Here is a 23,622-nt window from a genome sequence, read left to right as displayed (position 1 = left end):
CCATCACCTCTTCACTACTCCAGCACCACGTTTTTTAAATGCACACAATTGAAGCTAGCAGGCGCCGTGGGGTTGTCCAGTGGGTATTTTGGAAAGACGCAAGAAGTCGTCAACACTGCGCAAGGAATCAGCAGAAGATCGAATAAGGATGTGTTTGATCAGGTTGCAGAATGAGCGTTATGGAGGCAACCCCGATAGACGAAGTATTCACTGACGCGTTGGGCTACTGTTACATGCGTAAAATACACTAACGCCCCTTTTCAAGGATTGAAATGAAAGCCACATTGCTTATGTTGTCCGCCTTCTTCCTGCTCTATGGCTGCGCCACGCCGCTCACCTCCGACATGTCCAGTCCGTCTATTGCCGACACCAAAACGGTGGTGTTCGGCGGTAAGACGTTCGTCCTGAAATTCCAAAAATCGGGCTTGTGGGAGTATTTTCCCGCAGAGGAAAGCATGGATGCCTGGAATGAAATGGTGGACTTTACCGTCGTGCCTCGCGAGATGAACCGCTTCAAGCCCCTCGACCTGGCCAAACACGCCATCCAGCTTCATCAGCAGGAAAACCCGAACATGCCGGCAGTGCTGCTGACCGACAATAGAACCGGGATCGATTACGCGATGATGTTTTTCCCCCGTTCACTGCGTAAAGACGGGCAGTTTTCGGAGATCAGCTATTTCAAGTATTACAAGGATGGCACCACCGGCCAGACCATCATCTTTCACTTCGCCAGGAATATTCCAAAACCGAGCGACCCCTCTGCCAGCGCAGCAGAGATGGGCCAGGAGATACCACCGCTAATGGAAGCATTCCCGCTTTACCGGCCGTAATGCGGCTCAGCGAAATTGATTGGTAAGAGGAACAACGGGCGAATGATATCCGGCACCACGAATCGGACGCAGTAGACCGAGTGGCGGCACAGCAAAAGTCAGGACGGGAAGGTCGACACGAATGTATCACTCCTTGTACCACCGCGTGGCAAAGGGTGAAACCGTCAAAAATCAATCAGAAAGAGCGTTATGGAGGCAACCCCACCAGCCACACCCCGGCACACAATGTTCCCGCTGTGGCTGCTGCCTTCCGGCTCTGACCAGGTTCACGGGTAATCGTTGCGGGGGGACCGATGGGGTCACCATAACGACGCCTGCCTCTCGGCAAGCGGGGCCATTGTACCGATCTCATCGGAAGTTACAACCGTTGGTTCCGGATTAAAAAATGAGAAGGTTCAAGTACTTGCCAGGTAGGAGGGGGCTTGGTACAGCCACCAGCCAATTCATCGCCTGATCCACCGTCATCGGGGGCAAGCCCCCTCCCACATTGGTGCTTCATTGTGCCAGTACTACTTCATCGGCGCGGCCGCCCTCTTGCTGGATGACCAAGTGGATAAAGTGCAGCTTGGCGATGACCGCAGGCGGCAGCACAAAGGGGTAGAAATCCGGCTGGCCCATGCTGCGCGACAGTTCGTTGAGCATGCCGGCCAGTTCGATCCAGGCGTTGACGAACGCCAGGAAGGCCGTGCCGCCGGGGTGTTCGGGGTCGTAAAGCGTCGTGAGGGGGAATGGCTGGTAATCCAGGTCCATCTCGCGGGCGCTCATGCCAAAACCCAGGGCGGTGTCGACGGCGTCCATCATGTGCAGGTAATGGGCCCAGGTTTCGGCCCAGTCTTCCCAGGGGTGCATGGTCGCGTAGGCACTCACGCAGGTTTGCTGCCAGTCAGGCCGTGGGCCGTTCTGGTAGTGCTGGTCGAGGGCATCGGCGTAACTGGCGCGTTCATCGCCGAACAGGCGGCGAAACGGTTCAAGCCAGGGGCTGTTGGCGATCAGGCGATCCCAGTAATAGTGGCCGACTTCATGGCGAAAATGGCCGAGCAAGGTGCGATAGGGTTCGCGCATCTGCACGCGGATTTTCTCGCGGTGGGCGTCGTCGGCTTCCTTGATGTCGAGGGTGATCAGGCCGTTGGCGTGGCCGGTCATGGGCGCGTTGCCTTCCAGGTCGATGCCGACGAAGTCGAAGGCCAGGCCAGCGTCTTCGTCGACGCTTTTAGGCACCACTTGCAAACCAAGGCTGATCAGTTGCGCCACCAGGCGACGCTTGGCGGTTTCCACCTTGCGCCAGCGTTCGGGGTTTTCCGCGATCGACAGGTCAGGGATGGTGCGATTGAGGCTGCAGGCCACACACAACGGCGCGGTGCTGTGCGCCGGAATCAGCCAGTTGCAGGCGGCCGGGGTGTCGAGGTTGGCGCAGCGGCGGAAGGCGCCGGCGTCGAGGTTGCCGTCCTGTAGCCAGGTGTCCACGACAGGGCCGGGTTGCAGGGACGACAAGCGGCTCTGCTGCGGCGCATAGCCCAGCAGCGCCTGGCAGGCCAGGCACTGGCTGTTGCGAAAGAACAGGGACTGCCCGCAACGGCATTGCCACACCTTGCTGTTGCGGGAGGATCCCGCCGTGAACGGTGCAGCGATGCGCGAACTGAGTTGCTCGAAGTAGCGGAACATGGCGATCTCTCCCTGGGTGACTGAGACTAGATCATTTGCGCTTCAAGAACGTTCCACTTTGTTAGAGAGGGCTGCTGCGCAGCCCGGCGGGAGCAAGCTCCCTCGCCACTTAAACCGCATTACACCGTGATGTTGTGTTTGGCCAGGAAGGCGACGAAGGCTTCCTCATCGAGGACTTTGAGCCCCAGTTCGCTGGCCTTGGCCAACTTAGAACCGGCGCCAGGGCCGGCCACCACGCAGTGGGTTTTTGCCGAGACGGAACCGGCAACCTTGGCGCCCAGGCTTTCGAGCTTGTCCTTGGCCACATCGCGGCTCATCAGTTCCAGGGAGCCGGTGAGTACCCAGGTGTGGCCGGCTTCGGGCAGGCCTTCGACGACCTTCTTCTCGCTCTGCCAGTGCATGCCGAAGTCCTTGAGCTGTTGCTCGATGGCCAGGGCGCGGTTGGCGTTGTCCGGGTTGTCGAAAAACTCGCGCACGGCCTTGGCCTGCTTCTCGGGCAGCGCCTGGCGCATGTCCAGCCAGTCGGCCTTGATCACGCCTTCGAGGCTGGCGAACTTGTCTGCGAGTTTTTGCGCAGCGCCTGGGCCCACGGAGGGCACGTGGAGTTTGTCGAGCAAACCGCCGAGGGTGGTGCTGGCGGCAAACTCGGCGCTCAACTCGCCTTGGTCCTGCAACTGCAAGCCGCATTCGTCCGGCGACAGCAGCGCGCCGATCACCTGCTGGTTATGGCTGTCTTCAAAGAAGCTGTGGATCTCGTGCGCGACTTCCAGGCCCACGTCCGGCAAGTACGTCAGCACTTCCGGCAAGGCCTTCTGCACGCGTTCAAGGGAGGCCAGGGAGCGCGCCAGCACCTTGGCGGTCTCCTCGCCCACATCCGGGATGCCAAGGGCGTAGATGAAGCGCGCCAGGGTCGGCTGCTTGCTGTTTTCGATGGCGGTGATCAGCTTCTTGCTGGAGATATCGGCAAAGCCTTCCAGGTCGATGATCTGCTCGTATTTGAGCTTGTAGAGGTCAGCCGGCGAACCGATGAGTTTTTCATCCACCAACTGCTCGATGGTCTTGTCGCCCAGGCCGTCGATGTCCATGGCGCGGCGCGAGACGAAGTGAATAATCGCCTGCTTGAGCTGCGCGCCACAGGCCAGGCGGCCGACGCAGCGGTACACCGCGCCTTCGCTGACGGTTTCCTTGCCCTTGCTGCGCTTGACCAGCTGCGTGCGTTCCACATGGGAACCGCACACCGGGCAGGTTTGCGGGATTTGCACGGCGCGAGCGTTACTAGGTCTCCGGTCTTTGACGATCTGCATAATCTGCGGAATTACATCGCCAGCTCGGCGAACAATTACCGTATCGCCAATCATCAGACCAAGACGCTCAACCTCGTCCATATTGTGTAGGGTCGCGTTTGAAACAATGACACCAGCTACTCGGACAGGCTTCAACCGAGCAACGGGAGTAACCGCACCCGTGCGCCCAACTTGAAACTCCACGTCGAGAAGCTCAGTCAACTCCTCTAAGGCTGGAAACTTATAAGCAATAGCCCATCTAGGCTCACGAGCTCTGAAACCTAGCTCACGCTGGGACGCTAGGCTGTTGACCTTAAAAACAACACCGTCGATCTCGTAAGATAAGCTGCTTCGGCGGCCCCCAATGTCGCGATAATAAGCAAGGCATTCTTCAATGCCCTTCGCACGCTTTAGATCTCGACTTATGGGTAAACCCCAATTTTGGAGCTTCTCCAAAATATCGACATGTGTATGGGGCAAACTTCCCTGAACTTGACCAATGCCATAGCTACAGAAATCCAATGGACGAGTAGCTGTAATCCTGGGGTCGAGCTGTCGAAGGCTACCTGCAGCGGCATTGCGCGGATTGGCAAATGTCTTTCCGCCACACTCAGCTTGAATAGCGTTTAGCCGCTCAAACCCTGCTTTTGACATAAAAACTTCACCGCGAACCTCAAGCACGGAGGGCCAGCCGGCTCCATGCAACGAAAGAGGGATACTGCGCACCGTCCGCACATTTAGAGTGACATCCTCTCCAGTGGTACCATCGCCACGAGTAGCACCCTGAACTAGAACACCGTTCTTATAGAGCAGGCTGACGGCCAGCCCGTCAAGCTTAGGCTCACAGCTATATTCGATGTCTTCAAAAAACAAATCACTATCCAAGTCCAGCCCGCCTCGTACGCGTCGATCGAACTCGAACATGCTGCTCTCATCGAAAGCGTTTCCAAGGCTCAGCATCGAAACCTCATGGCGAACCTGTCGGAATGTCGCAAGAGCTGTACTACCAACGCGCTGAGTAGGAGAATCCGAAGTGACCAATGTTGGCCATTTGGCCTCAAGAGCCTTTAGCTCCCTGAACAGTCGATCGTACTCAGAGTCGGGGACAGTCGGCTCATCCAAAACGTAATACCGATGATTGTGCTCTCGCAGCTCCGCACGGAGCCGAAAAATTCGCTGGGTATCGTTTTCAATGTCAGACATGGGATTTTCTCATAAAGCAAAAGAGCAGCCGAAGCTGCTCAATATGTTAGTGCGCTTATTCTACTGACAACGCTGAAGAGCAATCCTCAGCGTTTCTGTGTCAGGGCGCGACGCTCGAACTCGACGATGCGCTGACGGTAATGCTCGATGGTCTGGGCGGTCAGGACGCTGCGTTGATCGTCCTTCAGCTCGCCGTTGAGTTCCTGGGACAGCTTGCGGGCGGCGGCCACCATCACGTCGAACGCTTGTTTCGGGTGACGCGGGCCTGGCAAACCGAGGAAGAAACTCACGGCAGGGGTGCTGAACAGGTCGATATCGTCCAGGTCGAAGGTGCCCGGCTTGACCGCATTGGCCATGGAGAACAGTACTTCGCCATTACCCGCCATGCTTTCGTGACGGTGGAAGATATCCATCTCGCCAAAGCGCAGGCCGCTTTCGAGGATATTCTGCAACAGCGCCGGGCCTTTGAAGCCGGCGGCGTCACGGCAGATCACGCTGATCACCAGCACTTCTTCGGCCGCCGGCTGGTCGTTGACCGATTGGCGCGGCGCAGTGGAAGTCTTGCCGACGTTTTCATCCGGGAAATCATCATCGCGGCTGCTGAAGCTCGGGCCTTCGTCGACATCGAGGTTCAGGTCGCCCTGATGCGGCTCGGCACCGGCCGCGCTCGCGCGTTTGCCGCGCTTGGAGGACGGCTCGCGAGCTTCGCGCAAGGGTGCGCTCATGGACGGCAAGTCGTGCTCGTCCAGTTGCGGCTCTTTATGGGTATCCAGCACGCGGGGCGGGCCCAGCAGCTCGGCGCTGCCGTCGTCGTCAGGCAGGTTGGACAGGTTGCTGTCCAGACGGAATTTGAGCTTGCCCTTGCCACCGCGCATCCGGCGCCAGCCATCAAAAAGAATACCGGCAATGACAATAATGCCGATGACTATCAGCCACTCGCGCAGACCGATTTCCATGTAATCCCGTGCCTCTAATAAAAAATGCTGAAAAATAAGGGGTTTAGCACCGTGCAAACCGCTTTAAAACGTGGCGCCAACTCTATGTTCTGACTGACGTTTTGCCCACGCACACGAAAAATTGACATTAAACTAGCACGACCAAAGATAACTTTACACCGTCTGTCAAAATGCCTTGAACAAATATGTCCATTTGCCACTTTCGCCAGACCGATAAACCACCTTACATCGCGCTACAAAAAATCTCTCAAGGCGTGGTTCAGGATTCCACCATCGCCATCGCTTCTTCCACATCCACTGCCACCAAACGCGAACAACCCGGTTCGTGCATGGTGACACCCATCAACTGATCGGCCATCTCCATGGCGATCTTGTTGTGGGTGATATAGATGAACTGCACGGTCTGGGACATCTCTTTAACCAAACGCGCGTAGCGTCCAACGTTAGCGTCATCCAGCGGCGCGTCAACTTCGTCGAGCATGCAGAACGGCGCCGGGTTCAACTTGAAGATGGCAAATACCAGGGCCAATGCGGTCAGGGCTTTTTCGCCGCCGGACAACAAATGGATGGTGCTGTTCTTCTTGCCCGGAGGCCGCGCCATGATCGTCACCCCTGTATCGAGTAGATCTTCGCCCGTCAGTTCCAAGTAAGCGCTGCCACCGCCGAAAACTTTTGGGAATAACGCCTGTAAACCGCCATTAATCTGATCAAAGGTATCTTTGAAGCGGTTGCGGGTTTCCTTGTCGATCTTGCGGATCACGTTTTCCAGGGTGTCCAGCGCTTCCACCAGGTCGGCGTCCTGAGCATCCAGGTAACGTTTACGCTCGGACTGCTGCTGGTATTCATCGATGGCCGCGAGGTTGATCGCGCCCAGGCGTTGGATACGTGCGGCAATCCGTTCAAGTTCTTCTTCGGCTTCTTTCTCGTTGGCGTGGGCGGTCAAGGTGTTGAGCACGCCGTGCAGGTCGTAGCCGTCTTCCAGCAACTGATCTTGCAGGGTCTTGCGGCGCACGGTCAGGGCTTGCCATTCCATGCGTTGCTGTTCGAGTTGGCCGCGAATCAGCTGGGATTGCTGCTCGGCCTGGGTCCGGCGTTTTTCCGCGTCGCGCAGTTCGCGGTCGGCGTCTTCCAGGGCGATCTGCGCGGTCTTGAGTTCTTCGTCGACGGTCATGCGTTTGTCGAGCAACTCTTCGAGCTTGAGGCGCAACTCTTCCAGCGGCGCTTCGCCCTCCTCCAGGTTGAGGCTCAGTTGCTCGCGCTTTTCGGTGAGGCGTTCGGACTGCATCTCCAGGCGCTCAAGGGCCTGGGCGGTGGAATTATGCTGAGCCTTGAGCGAACCCAGGCGCACCGCCAATTGGTGGGCGTGGTCCTTGTGCTGGCGGGCCTCCTGGCGCACGCGGTCGAGGCGCTCGCGCAGGCTGTCGCGCTGGGCCAGCAGCAGCTCGCGCTGCTCGGTGTCCAGGGCCATGCTGTCGAGGGCCTCCTGCAACTGCAGGCGCGCCTCGCCGATCTGTTCGTGTTCGAGGGCGCGCTGCTCGCCCATCTCGGCCACTTCTTCATCCAGTCGGGTGCGGCGCAGGGTCAGTTGCTCGGCCTTGGCCTTGCTCGCCGACAGCTGGGCCTTGAGTTCGCCTTGCTGGCGCGCTTCGTCTTGCAACAGGCGGCGCAGGTGTTCGCGGCCGGTCTCTTGCTGACGCTGGGTGGCGCGCAGGGTTTGCAGTTCGGTTTCGAGGCTTTCGAGGGTGGCTTCGCGCTCTTCACGCTCGGCGATCAGATTGACGATTTCCTGGCCACGGGCCAATACGCCGCTCTCCGCTTCGCTGGCGCGGCGTACACGCAGGAAATGGCGGCCGACCCAATAGCCGTCGCGGCTGATCAGGCTTTCGCCCGCCGCCAGTTGGCCGCGCTGGGCCAACGCCTGCTCCAGGGATTCCACCGGTTTGACCTGACCCAGCCACGGCGACAAATCAATCGCCGCCTCGACCTTATCCAGCAGGCTGCCCGGCACCCGGGCGCCATCGGCAGCCGGGCTGAGCAAACGCAGATCGCCCTGGGCAAAACCGGCCAGGTCGAAGCCGCCAAAATCGTCCACCAGTACCGCTTGCAGGTCGGCGCCTAAAACGGTTTCCACCGCCAGCTCCCAACCTGCTTCAACTTTCAAGCCTTCGGCCAGGCGCGGGCGCTCGGCCAGGTGCTGGTCACGCAGCCATTCGGCGGTGCCGGTGCCGGGGTCCAGCGCGGCTTGTTGCAAGGCTTCAAGCGAGGCCAGCCGGCCATTGAGCCGCTGCAAATCGCCCTGTGCCTGCTGCTGGGCCTGGGTCGCCTGTTGCAGTTGCTGACGCAATTGCTCCAGGCGCTCCACTTGCTGTTCTTCGCTGGCTTCCAACTCTTCGAGGGTCATCTCGCTTTCGGCGAGTTGCTCGCTCAGTTCCATGATCGCCGCGTCTTCCGGATCGGCGGCAAGCAGCGCGCGCTCTTCCTGCATGCGCCGCTGGCGTTCGGCCAGGCGCTCCATGCTGGTTTCCAGTTGCTGGATGCGCGACTGCTGCACCTCGGCCTGGCGGCGCGGTTCGGCGGATTGCAAGTTGAAGGCGTCCCACTGCTCCTGCCAGCCATGCATGGTGGTTTCGGATTCTTCCAACGCGGCGGCCGCTTCTTCGGCGGCGGCGCTGGTGATCTCCTGCTCGGGGGTGAGCATGTCCAGCTCTTCGCCGAGGGTCAGCAGCAGCGTGCGGTCGTGGCCCAGGTGCGACTCGGTTTCCAGGCGCGCGCGCTCGGCTTCTTTCAAGTCGTCCTGCAATTGGCGCAGGCGCTGCTGGCCGTGCTGGATGCTCTGCTCGACCCGGGCAATATCGCCACCCACCGAATAGAAGCGGCCCTGCACCAGATTGAAGCGCTCGGACAGGTCATGGTGCCCGTCACGCAGGCGCTCGATGGCGGCGTCGGCATTGCGTTGCTCGGCCACCAGCGCTTCGAAGCTGATTTCCTGGGTGCCGATAATCGCTTCGCGCTGGCCCACCTGATCATTCAGCGCCTGCCAGCGCAGGGCCGAGAGTTGCGCCTTGAGCTGGCGCTCCTCGCCCTTGTATTCCTGATACTTCTCGGCGGCCTGGGCCTGGCGGTGCAGGCGCTCCAGCTGACGCTCCAGCTCTTCGCGCAGGTCGGTCAGGCGGGCGAGGTTCTCGTGGGTGCGGCGGATACGGTTTTCGGTCTCGCGGCGGCGCTCCTTGTATTTGGAGATGCCCGCCGCTTCCTCGATAAAGTTGCGCAGGTCTTCGGGCTTGGCTTCGATCAGCTTGGAGATCATGCCCTGTTCGATGATCGAATAGCTGCGCGGGCCCAGGCCGGTGCCGAGGAAGATGTCGGTGATGTCGCGTCGACGGCACTTGGTGCCGTTGAGGAAGTAACTGTTCTGGCTGTCGCGCGTGACCTTACGGCGGATCGAAATTTCCGCGTAGGCCGCGTATTCGCCAATCAGGGTGCCGTCGGAGTTATCGAACACCAGCTCGATACTGGCCTGGCTCACCGGCTTGCGGCTGGTGGAGCCGTTGAAGATGACGTCGGTCATCGACTCGCCACGCAGGTTTTTTGCCGAGCTCTCGCCCATCACCCAGCGTACGGCGTCGATGATGTTCGACTTGCCGCAACCATTGGGCCCGACCACCGCCGCCATGTTACTGGGGAAGTTCACCGTGGTCGGGTCGACGAAGGATTTGAACCCCGCCAGTTTGATGCACTTGAGCCGCACGCTTAGGCGTCCGCCAACGCGGCGATCACCAGCGAGGCACTGCGCTGGCAGTAGGCCGACAACACCTGGCGAATCTGCGGCACGTCACGGGCGAGCACGGCGGCGAGCAGTTGCTCGAACAGCGCCAGGTATTCGCTCATCGACGCCTTGCGCTGATCCAGGGCCAGGTAATAGGCGCGGTTCATCGCCGGTTGCAGGTTCTCGACGGTTTCCTGCAGGTACGGGTTATTGGCAAAGGGGTACGCGGCGCGCATCACATTGAAGCATTCTTCGACAAACGCGCGGATGTCCTGGCGCTCGAAATTGGCCACCAGGCGCTGCTGGATCTGCACGAACGGCGCCATGTCGACCTGGGTCTGCCAGCCTTCGGCGACCGCATTGCCGAGCAGGATATACAGCTCGCTCATCAACGTGCACAGGCTCTGCACCTTGTGCGCGGTGAGTTCGGTGACGTGGGCGCCACGGCGCGGCAGGATCGCGATCAGGTGGCGGCGTTCAAGGATCAGCAAGGCTTCACGCACGGAACCACGGCTGACATTGAGTGCCAGCGTGACTTTCTGCTCCTGGATCCGCTCCCCAGGCTTGAGATCGCCGCGAATGATACGTTCGGCGAGGTGGTGAGCAATTTGCTCGGCGAGACTGTCCGGCGCCTTGAACGTCATGTTTTCCCTTCAAAATCGTCTATCGATACAAGCGCGGCAGTGTAGCGCATTGGCTGGCTGATGGCGCTACGCCCACAGGGGCGAATTTGGCACGGAATAAGCAGCGCTGAAAAGCCACACGCCGCCAAAAACACCGGTTTCAGAAGACTGGACCATAATTGAAAGTGTTGTAATCGCTATTTCTTGACCTTCCGGTCAGAAAATCATTGACCGAAAAGTCAGACATGACTAGATTCGGCGCAAAGCGGTTAACAACAATAATGAGTCTGCGAGGCCTTCCGTGATCCAGTTTTTACTCAACCAGGAACTCCGTAGCGAGCACGTCCTGGACCCGAACCTGACCGTGCTCAACTATTTGCGCGAGCACCTGGGCAAATCCGGTACCAAGGAAGGCTGCGCCAGCGGCGACTGCGGCGCCTGCACCGTGGTGGTCGGCGAGCTGCATACCGACGATCAAGGCGCGGAGCAGATTCGTTATCGCAGCCTCAATTCGTGCCTGACCTTTGTGTCGTCCCTGCACGGCAAGCAATTGATCAGCGTCGAAGACCTCAAGCACCAGGGCCAACTGCACAGCGTGCAACAGGCCATGGTCGAGTGCCACGGTTCGCAATGCGGCTTTTGCACCCCGGGTTTTGTGATGTCGTTGTTCGCCCTGCAAAAGAACAGCGACGCCCCCGACAGCCAAAAGGCCCACGAAGCGCTGGCCGGCAACCTGTGCCGCTGCACCGGTTATCGCCCGATCCTGGCCGCTGCCGAACAGGCCTGCTGCAACAAACCGGTGGATCAGTTCGACAGCCGCCAGGCCGAAACCATCGCTCGCCTCAAAGCCATCGCGCCGACACAAACCGGTGAACTCAACAGCGGCGACAAACGCTGCCTGGTGCCGCTCACCGTCGCCGACCTGGCCGACCTCTACGACGCCTACCCGCAAGCGCGCCTGCTGGCCGGCGGCACCGACCTGGCGCTGGAAGTCACACAGTTCCACCGCACGCTGCCGGTGATGATCTACGTGGGCAATATTGAAGAAATGAAGCGCATCGAAGACTTCGACGACCGCCTGGAAATCGGCGCCGCCACCGCCCTCTCCGACTGCTACACCGCGCTGCACCACGAATACCCGGACTTCGGCGAGCTGCTGCACCGCTTCGCCTCGCTGCAGATTCGCAACCAGGGCACGTTGGGCGGCAATATCGGCAACGCCTCGCCGATCGGTGACTCGCCGCCGCTGCTGATCGCCCTCGGCGCGCAGATCGTGCTGTGCAAGGGCAATACCCGCCGCACCCTGGCGCTGGAAGACTACTTCATCGACTACCGCGTCACCGCCCGCCAGGACAGTGAATTCATCGAGAAAATCATCGTGCCCAAGGGCCACGCGCTGTTCCGCGCCTACAAGGTATCCAAGCGCCTGGACGACGATATTTCTGCGGTCTGCGCCGCCTTCAACCTGAAAATCGAAAACGGTGTGATCAACGGAGCCCGCGTCGCCTTTGGCGGCATGGCCGCCACGCCCAAGCGCGCCAAAAGTTGCGAGGCTGTGCTGGTCGGCGCCACCTGGAACGCCGCCACTGTAGAAAAAGCCTGCGCTGCCCTGGCCGAAGATTTCACCCCGCTGTCGGACTTCCGCGCCAGCAAGGAATACCGCCTGCTCAGCGCCCAGAACCTGCTGCGCAAATACTTCATCGAGCTGCAAACGCCGCACATCGAGACTCGGGTGACCGCTTATGTCTAACCATCACGCCGTCGTTAAAACCCAGGCCGAACTCGCCGAATTGTTCGCCCAGGACCTGACCTCCGGAGTCGGCCGCAGCGTCAAGCATGACAGCGCCGCCAAGCACGTGTCCGGTGAAGCGCAGTACATCGATGACCGCCTGGAATTCCCCAACCAGTTGCACCTGTATGCGCGCATGTCCGACCGCGCCCACGCGAAAATCCTCAGCATCGACACCGCGCCCTGCTACGCCTTCGAAGGCGTGCGCATCGCCATCACCCACGAAGACGTACCGGGTCTGAAAGACATTGGCCCACTGATGCCCGGCGACCCGTTGCTGGCCATCGACACCGTACAGTTCGTTGGCCAGGTGGTGCTGGCCGTGGCCGCCCGCGACCTCGAAACCGCGCGCAAGGCCGCCATGGCCGCCGTGATCGAATACGAAGACCTGGAACCGGTGCTGGATGTGGTCGAGGCGTTCCGCAACAAGCATTTCGTACTCGACAGCCACACCCACCAGCGCGGTGATTCGGCCGGCGCACTGGCGACCGCGAAAAACCGCATTCAGGGCACCTTGCATATCGGCGGCCAGGAACACTTCTACCTGGAAACACAAATCTCGTCGGTAATGCCCACTGAAGACGGCGGCATGATCGTCTACTGCTCTACGCAAAACCCCACCGAAGTGCAGAAACTGGTGGCCGAAGTACTCGACGTGTCGATGAACAAAATCGTCGTCGACATGCGCCGCATGGGCGGTGGTTTCGGCGGCAAGGAAACCCAGGCCGCCAGCCCCGCGTGCCTGTGTGCGGTGGTCGCGCGCCTGACCGGGCAACCGACCAAGATGCGCCTGCCGCGCGTCGAAGACATGCTGATGACCGGCAAGCGCCACCCCTTCTATATCGAATACGACGTGGGCTTCGACGACAACGGCCGCCTGCATGGGATCAACCTGGAGCTGGCCGGTAACTGCGGTTGCTCGCCGGACCTGTCGAACTCGATTGTCGACCGCGCGATGTTCCACGCCGACAACTCGTATTACCTGGGCGACGCCACGGTTAATGGCCATCGCTGCAAGACCAACACCGCGTCCAATACCGCTTACCGCGGCTTCGGCGGTCCGCAAGGCATGGTCGCCATCGAGGAAGTGATGGACGCCATCGCCCGCCACCTGGCGCTGGACCCGCTGGCCGTGCGCAAGGCCAACTACTACGGCAAGACCGAGCGCAACGTCACCCACTACTACCAGACCGTCGAGCACAACATGCTCGAAGAGATGACCGCCGAGCTGGAAGCCAGCAGCCAATACGCCGAGCGCCGCGAAGCGATTCGCCTGTACAACGCCCACAGCCCGATCCTGAAAAAAGGCCTGGCGCTGACGCCGGTGAAATTCGGCATTTCGTTCACCGCAAGCTTCCTCAACCAGGCGGGCGCACTGATCCATATCTACACCGACGGCAGCATCCATCTGAACCACGGCGGCACCGAGATGGGCCAGGGTTTGAACACCAAGGTCGCGCAGGTGGTAGCCGAGGTGTTCCAGGTGGAAATCGACCGCGTGCAGATCACTGCGACCAACACCGATAAGGTGCCCAACACCTCGCCGACCGCTGCCTCCAGCGGTGCCGACCTGAACGGCAAGGCCGCGCAGAACGCCGCCGAAACCATCAAGCAACGCCTGGTGGAGTTCGCCGCGCGCAAGTACGACGTGAGCGAAGCCGACGTGGAGTTCCACAACGGCCATGTGCGCGTGCGTGACCAGATCCTGACGTTTGAGGCGTTGATCCAGCAGGCGTATTTCGCCCAGGTGTCGCTGTCGAGTACGGGCTTCTATAAAACCCCGAAAATCTTCTACGACCGCAGCCAGTCGCGCGGGCGGCCGTTCTATTACTTCGCCTTCGGCGCGGCCTGCTGCGAAGTGATCGTCGACACCCTCACCGGCGAATACAAGATGCTGCGCACCGACATCCTCCACGACGTGGGCGCCTCGCTGAACCCGGCCATCGACATCGGCCAGGTCGAAGGCGGTTTCATCCAGGGCATGGGCTGGCTGACCATGGAAGAGCTGGTGTGGAACAACAAGGGCAAGCTGATGACCAACGGCCCGGCCAGCTACAAGATCCCTGCCGTGGCCGACATGCCGCTGGATTTGCGCGTGAAGCTGGTGGAAAACCGCAAGAACCCGGAAGACACGGTGTTCCATTCCAAGGCCGTGGGTGAGCCGCCGTTCATGCTCGGGATTGCGTCGTGGTGTGCGATCAAGGATGCGGTGGCGAGCCTCGGTGATTATCGCCATCAGCCGAATATTGATGCGCCGGCGACGCCGGAGCGGGTGTTGTGGGGGTGTGAGCAGATGCGCAAGTTGACCGCCGCTGTGGCTGTGGATACCGAAACCGAGTTGGCTTCGCTTTAGGACCGAGGCGCTGCCATCGGGGGCAAGCCCCCTCCCACATGGGAACTCATTCCAAATGTGGGAGGGGGCTTGCCCCCGATAGCGGCCTCACAGACACCACAAGAGGTGACTATGAACAACTGGATCAGCGCCCTCGCCGACCTGCAAAACCAGGGCGAACCCTGCGTACTGGTAACCATCATCGAAGAACTCGGCTCCACACCCCGTAATGCCGGCTCCAAGATGGTCATCAGCGCCGCGCAGACCTTCGACACCATCGGCGGCGGGCACCTGGAATTCAAGGCCATGCAGCTCGCCCGCGACATGCTCGCACGCGGCCAGCAGAACACCCATCTGGAGCGCTTCAGCCTCGGCGCGAGCCTGGGCCAGTGCTGCGGTGGCGTGACCGTGCTGCTGTTCGAGCCCATGGGCCAGGTGCAGGCGCAGATCGCGGTGTTTGGCGCCGGCCATGTCGGCCGTGCGCTGGTGCCGTTGCTGGCGAGCCTGCCGTGCCGGGTGCGCTGGATTGATTCGCGCGATCAGGAATTCCCGGACCACATTCCCCAGGGCGTGCGTAAAATCGTCAGCGAAGAGCCGGTGGATGAAATTGCCGACCTGCCGGTGGGCAGTTACTGCATCGTCATGACCCACAATCACGCGCTGGACCTGGAACTCACCGCCGCCCTGCTCAAGCGCAATGACTTTGCCTACTTCGGCCTGATCGGCTCGAAGACCAAACGCGTGAAGTTCGAACACCGCCTGCGCGAGCGCGGCTTCGACACCGTGCAATTACAACGCATGCGCTGCCCCATGGGCCTCACCGAGGTGAAGGGCAAACTGCCGGTGGAGATCGCCATCTCTATCGCCGGCGAAATCATTGCCACCTATAACGCGAATTTCGGCCAGCACACCGCCAGCGCCGAACCGATTGCCAAACTGCTTGTGGCTTCGCGCCGCAGCCAAGCTATCTAAATCGAGAACACCATGCCTTTGACTCGCAAAGCCTACCGTGCCGCCATCCTGCACAGCCTCGCCGACCCTGCTGAGGTGGGAATCGAAGCCTCTTATGAGTACTTCGAAGACGGCCTGCTGGTGATCGATAACGGCCAGATCAGTGCCGTCGGCCATGCCGGCGACCTGCTGCCGACCCTGCCGGCCGATATCGAAGTGACCCATTACCAGGACGCGCTGATCACCCCGGGCCTGATCGACACCCATATCCACCTGCCGCAAACCGGTATGGTCGGCGCCTATGGCGAGCAGTTGCTGGACTGGCTCAACACCTACACCTTCCCGTGTGAAAGCCAGTTCGCCGACAAGGCCCATGCCGAGGAAGTCGCGGATATCTTCATCAAGGAACTGCTGCGCAACGGCACCACCACCGCGCTGGTGTTCGGCAGCGTACACCCGCAGTCGGTGAACTCGTTCTTCGAAGCGGCCGAGAAACTCGACCTGCGCATGATCGCCGGCAAGGTGATGATGGACCGCAACGCGCCGGACTACCTCACCGACACCGCCGAAACCGGTTACCAGGAAAGCAAGGCGCTGATCGAGCGCTGGCACGGCAAGGGCCGCCTGCACTATGCGGTTACGCCGCGCTTCGCCCCCACCTGCACGCCGGAGCAACTGGCATTGGCCGGGCAACTGCTGGGTGAATACCCGGATCTGTACATGCAGACCCATATCAGTGAGAACAAGCAGGAAGTCGAGTGGGTCAAGGAGCTGTTCCCGGAGCGCAAAGGCTACCTGGATGTGTACGACCACTACAAATTGCTCGGCGAGCGCTCGGTGTTTGCCCACGGCGTGCACCTGTGCGACGACGAATGCGCGCGCCTGGCGCAAACCGGTTCGGCCGTGGCGTTCTGCCCGACTTCGAACTTCTTCCTCGGCAGCGGCTTGTTCAACTTGCCGATGGCTGAGAAGCATAAATTGAATGTGGGCCTGGGCACCGACGTGGGCGGCGGCACCAGCTTCTCGCTGCTGCAGACGCTGAACGAAGCCTACAAGGTCATGCAGTTGCAGGGCGCGCGGTTGAGCCCGTTCAAGTCACTGTATTTGGCCACGTTGGGCGGTGCGCGGGCGCTGCGGCTGGAAGACAAGATCGGTACGTTGCAACCGGGCACAGATGCGGACTTTTTGGTGCTGGATTACAACGCTACGCCGCTGCTGAGCTATCGCTTGAAACAAGCGAATAACATTGCCGAGACGTTGTTTGTGTTGATGACGCTTGGGGATGACCGGACGGTGTTGCAGACGTATGCGGCTGGGCAGCTGGTGCACCAACGCTGATCTAAAAGACACTGCAAACAAATGTGGGAGGGGGCTTGCCCCCGATTGCAGTGGGTCAGCTATACATAAGCTGACTGATCCACCGCCATCGGGGGCAAGTCGAATCGTCGCACCGCCCCTCCCACATTTTTGTCCCAGGTGAATCAGGGAAATTACAACTTTATGGACGAACGACCCGGCTTCTTGGTCTGCAACAAATGCGAAAACACCGCATGCAAATCATCCGACGCACCTTCCTCATCGAGGTTGAGCTTGCTGTCGATGTGATCCATGTGATGCATCATCAGATCCACCGCCAGCACCGCGTCCCGCGCTTCGATCGCGTCGATCAGCTGGGTGTGCTCATCGTAGGAACAGTGCGAGCGGTTGCCGCTTTCGTACTGGGCGATGATCAACGAGGTCTGGGACACCAGGCTGCGCTGGAAGCTGATCAGCGGCGCGTTCCTGGCCGCTTCGGCGAGCTTCAAATGGAATTCGCCGGAGAGGCGGATGCCCGCACCGCGATCACCACGGGAGAAGCTGTCGCGCTCGTCGTTGACCATCTGGCGCAGCTCGGCCAACTGGTCGGCGGTGGCGTGCTGCACGGCCAATTCGGTGATTGCCCGCTCCACCAGGCGCCGCGCCATGAAGACCTGACGCGCCTCCTCGACACTCGGGCTGGCGACTACCGCACCGCGATTGGGCCGCAGCAACACCACGCCTTCATGGGCGAGGCGCGACAACGCGCGGCGAATGATGGTGCGGCTCACGCCGAAGATTTCGCCCAGTGCCTCTTCACTCAATTTGGTTCCGGGCGCCAGGCGTTGTTCAAGGATGGCCTCGAAGATATGCGCGTAGACGATATCGTCCTGGGTTCCGCTGCGACCGGCCTTGCCGGCTCGCGGTTGTTTCTTGAGAGGTTGCAACTGTTCGTTCATGGGCACTCGGGTCGGGAGAACGGCGGCGAATTAACGGTAATACGGCAAGCGCGTGTCGCTGGCAAGTATCGCCTAAAAACAGGGCACATTGTACACAACCGAATGCGCCAACACACTGTACGGCTGTTTGCGGCCTCGGCTGTATTGCAATGAGTGGTTAGGTTTGAGTTTAGGCTTGAATCCGCTACTTCTCTGGTTAAAGGAACACCTTTTCATGACCGACGCCACCCAAGGGCGCCTGCGCCCGCTGGCCGACACTTCGCCCTCAGCCGTCGTCGCCGGTTTTATCGCCATGATGACCGGCTACACCAGCTCCCTGGTGCTGATGTTCCAGGCCGGCCAGGCCGCCGGCTTGACCACGGCGCAGATTTCTTCGTGGATCTGGGCGATCTCCATCGGCATGGCGGTATGCAGCATCGGCCTGTCGCTGCGCTATCGCACGCCGATCACCATCGCCTGGTCTACCCCCGGCGCGGCGCTGCTGATCACCAGCCTGGGCGGCGTCAGCTATGGCGAAGCGATCGGCGCCTACATCACCTGCGCCGTACTGGTGACGCTCTGCGGGCTGACCGGCAGCTTCGAAAAACTGGTCAAGCGCATCCCGGCGTCACTGGCGGCGGCGTTGCTGGCGGGGATTCTGTTCAAGATCGGCAGCGAAATATTCGTCGCCGCGCAGCACCGTACCGGCCTGGTGCTGGGAATGTTTTTCACCTACCTGATCATCAAGCGCCTGTCGCCGCGTTATGCAGTGCTGGCTGCGCTGCTGATCGGCACCGCGCTGTCTGGGCTGATGGGCTTGCTGGATTTCAGTGGTTTTCACCTGGAAGTGGCCACGCCGGTGTGGACCACGCCGCACTTCTCCCTGGCGGCGACCATCAGCATTGGCATCCCGCTATTTGTGGTGGCGATGACCTCGCAGAACATGCCCGGCGTTGCCGTATTGCGCGCCGACGGCTATACCGTGCCGGCCTCGCCGCTGATCACCAGCACCGGCCTGGCCTCGCTGGTGCTGGCGCCCTTTGGCTCCCACGGCATCAACCTGGCGGCGATCAGCGCGGCCATCTGCACCGGGCCCCACGCCCATGAAGACCGCAACAAACGCTACACCGCAGCGGTGTGGTGCGGGGTGTTCTACGGGATTGCCGGGGTGTTCGGCGCCACCTTGGCGGCCCTGTTCGCAGCGTTGCCCAAGGAACTGGTGCTGTCGATTGCGGCGTTGGCGTTGTTTGGCTCGATCATCAATGGCTTGAGCATCGCCATGAATGAGCCGAAGGAACGCGAAGCGGCGCTGATCACCTTTATGGTCACTGCGTCTGGCTTGACCCTGTTTTCCATCGGGTCGGCGTTCTGGGGGATTGTGGCGGGGGTGTTGACGCTGCTGATTCTGAACTGGCGCAAGGCATAAAAAAACGGCGACCCTCAGGTCGCCGTTTTTTTCAGTATCACTTAGCCGCGTTGATCGGCTTTTCCGGATACCACACGTCCAGCAACGGGCTTACTTCAGCCTTGGTCAGCTCGGAACGGGTTTTCAGCCAGGCTTCAACAGCAGCGCGCTGCTCTTCGGAAACCGAGCCACGCTTCTGCAGGCAAACCAGACCGAAGTCATCGCCGCCAACATAGCCCAGGCCGTTGGCTTCCATGGCTTCTTTGATGAATGCTTCGAGGAAAGCGTCGATAGCTTCTTCACTCAGGCCTTCGTTGAAGTCCAGGTTCAGTTCGAAACCCAGCTCTTGAAATTCATCAACGCACAGTTTTTTGCGCAGACGCTGGGAACGGTTAGTCGCCATTGGAACAATCCTCATAAGTAATAACGGGCGGCACTTTAGCAGTTTAAGGCGGCAATTGCCCGACTCTCTGGGACAGGCGGCACTTGGCCTGCAAAAAAACGCCGATTTCCGGCTATCGTTCAGCTACAAGTGGCCCCACCTTGGGGCATAATGCCGACACTTTCATGACCAATGAGGGATTTTCCTACATACCCCTCGCCTTTTTCACCCTTCTCAGCAGTAGGGTCTTACTTCTTATGATCAAATCTTTGCGCTCTGTAGTCCTTGCCGGTTTTCTTCTGCCACTGGCCTTTTCCACCTCCGCTGCCCCAGTCAATAACACCCTGCCGCCCAACGTTGCGCAGGCACTTGCCAAAGCCAAGCTGCAAAACACCGCGCTGTCCCTGGTGATGATCCCCCTGAACGGCCCCGGTACCCCCACCGTTTTCAACGCTGATGTCTCGGTAAACCCGGCTTCGACCATGAAGCTGGTCACCACCTATGCGGCCCTGGAAATGCTCGGCCCCAACCACCAGTGGAAAACCGAGTTCTACACCGACGGCACCCTCAGCGGTGGCGTGTTGCACGGCAACCTTTACCTCAAGGGCGGCGGCGACCCCAAGCTGAACATGGAAAAACTCTGGCTGCTGATGCGCGACCTGCGCGCCAACGGCGTGCAGCAAGTGACCGGCGACCTGGTGCTGGACCGCAGTTTCTTCAACCAGCCGCAGTTGCCCGAGTTCAATGACGACGGCAATGACGAGAACAAACCGTTCCTGGTCAAGCCCGACGCCCTGTTGGTTAACCTCAAGGCCTTGCGTTTCGTCACCCGTAACGACTCAGGCCGGGTGATCGTGTCGGTCGAGCCGCCAATCGCCAGTATCCGCATCGACAACCAGGTCAAGGTGTCAGCCGCCAAGCAATGCACCGGCGACGTGCGCTACAACCCGGTCACCGCCGCCGATGGCAGCGTGACAGTCACCGTCAGCGGCCAGTTGGCCGAGGGCTGCAGCTCGCAGACCTATCTGTCGCTGCTGGACCACGCGACCTACACCGCCGGCGCCGTTCGGGCGATCTGGCAGGAGTTGGGCGGCAGCATCCAGGGCCGTGATATCCAGGCGCCGGTGCCCAAGGACGCCAAGGTACTGGCCCGTGCGTTTTCGCCGGACCTGGCGGAAATCATCCGCGACATCAACAAATACAGTAACAACACCATGGCCCAGCAGCTGTTCCTGAGCCTGGGCGCGCAGTTCCGCAACGATGCCGACGGCGACGATGCCAAGGCCGCGCAACGCGTGGTGCGCCAGTGGCTGGCGAAAAAAGGCATCACCGCGCCGCACCTGGTGATGGAAAACGGCTCCGGCCTGTCCCGCGCCGAACGAGTCAGCGCCCGCGAAATGGCGGCCATGCTGCAAGCTGCGTGGAAGAGCCCGTACGCCGCCGAATACATCAGCTCGATGCCGATTGCCGGCACCGACGGCACCATGCGCAAACGCCTGAAGACCACCGCCATGCGCGGTGAAGCCCACGTGAAGACCGGCACCTTGAACACCGTGCGGGCGATTGCCGGCTTCAGCCGTGACAATAATGGCAACACCTGGGCGGTGGTGGCGATCCTCAATGATCCGAAGCCATGGGGTGCCTCGTCGGTGCTGGACCAGGTGCTGCTGGACCTGTATCGCCAGCCGAAAGTAGCTGCTGCAGCACCGGTGCTCTAATACCAATGTGGGAGGGGGCTTGCCCCCTCCCACAGTTAAGCCCGCAAGCGTTCTGATTCCACCCGATCCCTGCCCGCCTGCTTGGCCACATACACCGCCGAGTCGGCGCGCAGCAGCAACCCATCGATGCCTTCGTCAACCCGCCAGCTGGCCACGCCAAAACTGGCGGTGACGATGCCCACCGGCTCCATCGGCGCGTTGCGCAGCGACTGCCACAACTCCATCGCCAGGCTATAGGCGTGTTCGCCGTCGGTGTTGGGGCACAGCACCATAAACTCTTCGCCCCCCAGGCGGCAGAACACATCGGTGCGGCGCAGGCGCAGGCTGATGCGCTTGCACAACTCCTGCAGCACTCCGTCGCCGACCGCATGCCCATGCTGGTCGTTGATTCGCTTGAAGTGATCGATATCGAGCATGATCACCGATAGCGCCCCCGAGGTACGGTTGAGCCGCACCATCTCGGCCTTGAGGCGATCCTGGAAATAGCGGCGGTTGTGGATCCCGGTCAGGGAGTCGGTGATGGACAGCGCACGCAGCTCTTCTTCCACACGCTTGAGATCGGAAATATCCGACACATAGCCATGCCACAACGTACCGCCGCCCGGTAACTCTTCCGGGGTGGCCTCGCCGCGAATCCAGCGCAGGCCGCGTTGCGGCAACAGCACCCGATACTCTTCGCGCCAATGGCTCAACTGCAACGCCGACAAGCGAATCGACGCGCGTACCCGCTCCGCGTCCAGTGGGTGAATACGCTCGAAAACCTTGGCTGCATCCTGTTGCAACACGCCGGTTTCGATTTCATAGATGTCGCGCATGCCGTCGCTGGCGTAGATAAAGCGCCAGTTGTCCTGGGGCTCCAGGGTGAACTGGAAGATCCCGCCGGGCACATGGGCGCTGAGTTTCTTGAGCAGGCGGTCGCGGGCCGCCAGGGCCTCGTAGGCGCGTTTCTGCTCGGTAATGTCCAGGTAAATGGCCAGGTGGCCGATCCACAAACCATGGTCGTCGAGCAACACGGTGGCCAGCATGTTCACGGTCAACTGGCTGCGATCCTGGCGGATCAGGCTCCACTCACGGGCTTCGTGCAGGTTGTCTGGGCTCTCTACCAGCATCGCCTGGCTCGCCGGGATGCGTTTGCCCAAGGCCACACTCAGGCTGGCGGAACGCGCCTCCAGCTCCGAGGGCTGATGCAGGCTTTCGAGGGTCAACTTGCCCACCACCTGCTCGGCCTTGAAGCCGAGCATCCGCTCTGCACCGGCATTGAAGGTGTTGATGACGCCGCGCAGGTCGGTGGCAATGATCGCGACCTGGGTGGCGGCGTTCAGCACACTGCGCAACTGGCCGTGGGCGCCGCGCAGCTCCTGCTCGCGCTGGCGCAGCTGCAGGGTGCGCTGCTCCACCAGTTTCAACGCGCGCTGGCGCTGGCTCACCAGCACATAGAGCAAGGCGCTGAGCAACAGGCTGAGCAAGCCGCCCATGGTCAGGACCGTGGCCAGCGAAGAATGGTTGGCCTGGTCGAACACCTGGCTGGGGCGCAGGCTCAGGGCGTACACATGGTCACCGAGGGTGAGGCGCCGCGCGCCGCTGAGGTCACTGTCGCCCACGGTATTGGCGGATTCGAAGAGCACGCGTTTTTGCAGGTCGGAGGTGTCGACAATCTGCATCACCAGGTTGTCGCGGTCCGGCTTGGGCAAGCCATCAGCCACCAGCTGGCGCATGCTGATCACCGCCATCACATAGCCGTAGGGCTCATTCTGCGATTGCCCGGAGGTGGGCAAGCTGCTCACCGGCGCCACCAGCAATACGCCGGTGGCGTACGCAGGTTCTACGCCGACCAGTTGCATCGGTTGCGACACCGCCAGCTTGCCGCTCTTTTGCGCACGCTCCAGGGCCGAGCGCCGCAGCGGCTGGGCCAGCAGGTCAAAACCCAGCGGCGCGCCCAGCAGGCTTTGGGTCTGGCTGTAGAGGACCGGCACGTACTCCTCGCGCTCGGGCGCAGGGGCCAACTCACCGGCTGAATTCAATTCACGAATGACAAAAGGCGTACCGCGCTGGCGCGATACGTCCTGTTCAAATTGACTGCGCTGCTCGCGAAACACTCGGGGCGCCCATGAGTAGGCACGGGCACGCAGCAACAACGGCTGGGCGAAACCGTCGAATTCCTCGCGGGACACCTCATCGGAATTGGCGAAGAAACGCCGCAGGCTGTTCAGGCGCTGTTCCTGATCTTCGAAGCGCTCCTGCAAGCGGGTGTAACGCTCGTTGACCAGCAACTGAAAGCGTTGGCGCACCTGCTGCTGATAAAGATCGGAGGCCGCCCAGGCGACGATGAGAGTCAGGGCGCACCCGGCCAGAAACACCACCAATGCCACCAGCCAAGCCGACGCCTGCTCACTGATGAAGCCTAGGATTTTCGGGCGGACGGCTTGCAACGGCATAGGCAACACTCACAACGCCAGCGTGCGGGGGGTGTCACTTTGGCTAGGCCTTA

The 23,622-nt window shown here is 60.8% G+C and carries 15 protein-coding genes and 1 other RNA gene; 7 read left to right on the top strand and 9 right to left on the bottom strand.

From position 1 onward, the window contains the following. Positions 1 to 272: 272 nt before the first annotated feature. Positions 273 to 830: a hypothetical protein gene (locus tag AC0IYH_RS03310; RefSeq protein WP_116626074.1), complete on the top strand. Its 558-nt coding sequence runs from the start codon at positions 273 to 275 to the stop codon at positions 828 to 830. A 199-nt stretch (positions 831 to 1,029) separates the two neighbouring features. On the opposite strand, the gene ffs is transcribed toward AC0IYH_RS03310, so the two are convergent. The 6 genes from ffs to AC0IYH_RS03280 all read right to left on the bottom strand — a co-directional run bounded on the left by ffs (position 1,030) and on the right by AC0IYH_RS03280 (position 10,344). Next, positions 1,030 to 1,126: signal recognition particle sRNA small type (gene ffs, locus AC0IYH_RS03305), an RNA gene on the bottom strand. A gap of 199 nt (positions 1,127 to 1,325) precedes the next feature. Next, complete coding sequence (locus AC0IYH_RS03300) at positions 1,326 to 2,492, bottom strand: putative zinc-binding peptidase (protein WP_116626073.1); 1,167 nt, start codon at positions 2,490 to 2,492, stop codon at positions 1,326 to 1,328. Between the two features lie 119 nt (positions 2,493 to 2,611). Continuing rightward, the gene (ligA, locus tag AC0IYH_RS03295) at positions 2,612 to 4,978 is read right to left on the bottom strand and encodes an NAD-dependent DNA ligase LigA (RefSeq protein ID WP_471832955.1); all 2,367 of its coding nucleotides are present in this window, start codon (positions 4,976 to 4,978) and stop codon (positions 2,612 to 2,614) included. Positions 4,979 to 5,064: 86 nt separating this feature from the next. Further along, complete coding sequence (gene zipA / locus AC0IYH_RS03290) at positions 5,065 to 5,934, bottom strand: cell division protein ZipA (protein WP_471832954.1); 870 nt, start codon at positions 5,932 to 5,934, stop codon at positions 5,065 to 5,067. Positions 5,935 to 6,193: 259 nt separating this feature from the next. Beyond that, on the bottom strand, positions 6,194 to 9,682 hold the full coding sequence (smc, locus tag AC0IYH_RS03285) for a chromosome segregation protein SMC (protein ID WP_471832953.1): 3,489 nt from the start codon (positions 9,680 to 9,682) through the stop codon (positions 6,194 to 6,196). Positions 9,683 to 9,684: 2 nt separating this feature from the next. Next, positions 9,685 to 10,344, bottom strand: coding sequence for a GntR family transcriptional regulator (locus tag AC0IYH_RS03280; protein WP_116626069.1), 660 nt, complete (start codon positions 10,342 to 10,344; stop codon positions 9,685 to 9,687). Positions 10,345 to 10,624: 280 nt separating this feature from the next. Between AC0IYH_RS03280 and xdhA the strand changes: the two genes are divergently transcribed. From xdhA to guaD, 4 genes are all read left to right on the top strand, one after another. Beyond that, positions 10,625 to 12,073 (top strand): xanthine dehydrogenase small subunit, encoded by a 1,449-nt coding sequence (gene xdhA, locus AC0IYH_RS03275; RefSeq protein WP_122772374.1) that lies wholly within the window; start codon positions 10,625 to 10,627, stop codon positions 12,071 to 12,073. Then, positions 12,066 to 14,465, top strand: coding sequence for a xanthine dehydrogenase molybdopterin binding subunit (gene xdhB / locus AC0IYH_RS03270; protein ID WP_471832951.1), 2,400 nt, complete (start codon positions 12,066 to 12,068; stop codon positions 14,463 to 14,465). Before xdhA ends, xdhB begins: the two co-directional genes overlap by 8 nt. Positions 14,466 to 14,576: 111 nt before the next feature. Continuing rightward, entirely contained in the window at positions 14,577 to 15,416 is an 840-nt protein-coding gene (gene xdhC / locus AC0IYH_RS03265; RefSeq protein ID WP_471832950.1) for a xanthine dehydrogenase accessory protein XdhC, read from the top strand. A 12-nt stretch (positions 15,417 to 15,428) separates the two neighbouring features. Further along, positions 15,429 to 16,733, top strand: coding sequence for a guanine deaminase (guaD, locus tag AC0IYH_RS03260; protein ID WP_471832949.1), 1,305 nt, complete (start codon positions 15,429 to 15,431; stop codon positions 16,731 to 16,733). 152 nt (positions 16,734 to 16,885) lie between these two features. Here the strand turns inward: guaD and AC0IYH_RS03255 are convergent, their stop codons facing one another. Beyond that, a complete protein-coding gene (locus AC0IYH_RS03255; RefSeq protein WP_116626064.1) occupies positions 16,886 to 17,650 on the bottom strand; it encodes a GntR family transcriptional regulator in 765 nt (254 codons plus the stop codon). A 214-nt stretch (positions 17,651 to 17,864) separates the two neighbouring features. Between AC0IYH_RS03255 and AC0IYH_RS03250 the strand changes: the two genes are divergently transcribed. Next, entirely contained in the window at positions 17,865 to 19,055 is a 1,191-nt protein-coding gene (locus AC0IYH_RS03250) for a benzoate/H(+) symporter BenE family transporter (protein ID WP_471832948.1), read from the top strand. 37 nt (positions 19,056 to 19,092) lie between these two features. Here AC0IYH_RS03250 and AC0IYH_RS03245 read toward each other — a convergent pair whose 3' ends face one another. Continuing rightward, positions 19,093 to 19,437 carry a YggL family protein gene (locus AC0IYH_RS03245; protein ID WP_016979277.1) on the bottom strand — a complete coding sequence of 115 codons (345 nt, stop codon included), beginning with the start codon at positions 19,435 to 19,437 and terminating at the stop codon, positions 19,093 to 19,095. Between the two features lie 236 nt (positions 19,438 to 19,673). Here AC0IYH_RS03245 and dacB point away from each other — a divergent pair, with 236 nt between their 5' ends. Continuing rightward, a complete protein-coding gene (dacB, locus tag AC0IYH_RS03240; RefSeq protein ID WP_116626062.1) occupies positions 19,674 to 21,134 on the top strand; it encodes a D-alanyl-D-alanine carboxypeptidase/D-alanyl-D-alanine endopeptidase in 1,461 nt (486 codons plus the stop codon). A gap of 35 nt (positions 21,135 to 21,169) precedes the next feature. Here the strand turns inward: dacB and AC0IYH_RS03235 are convergent, their stop codons facing one another. Next, positions 21,170 to 23,569, bottom strand: a complete 2,400-nt coding sequence (locus AC0IYH_RS03235; protein ID WP_471832947.1) for a sensor domain-containing diguanylate cyclase — start codon at positions 23,567 to 23,569, stop codon at positions 21,170 to 21,172. Positions 23,570 to 23,622: the final 53 nt, after the last annotated feature.

The sequence above is a fragment of the Pseudomonas sp. AC463 genome, from assembly GCF_979253585.1.
This window is presented reverse-complemented; position numbering and strand designations above follow the sequence as displayed.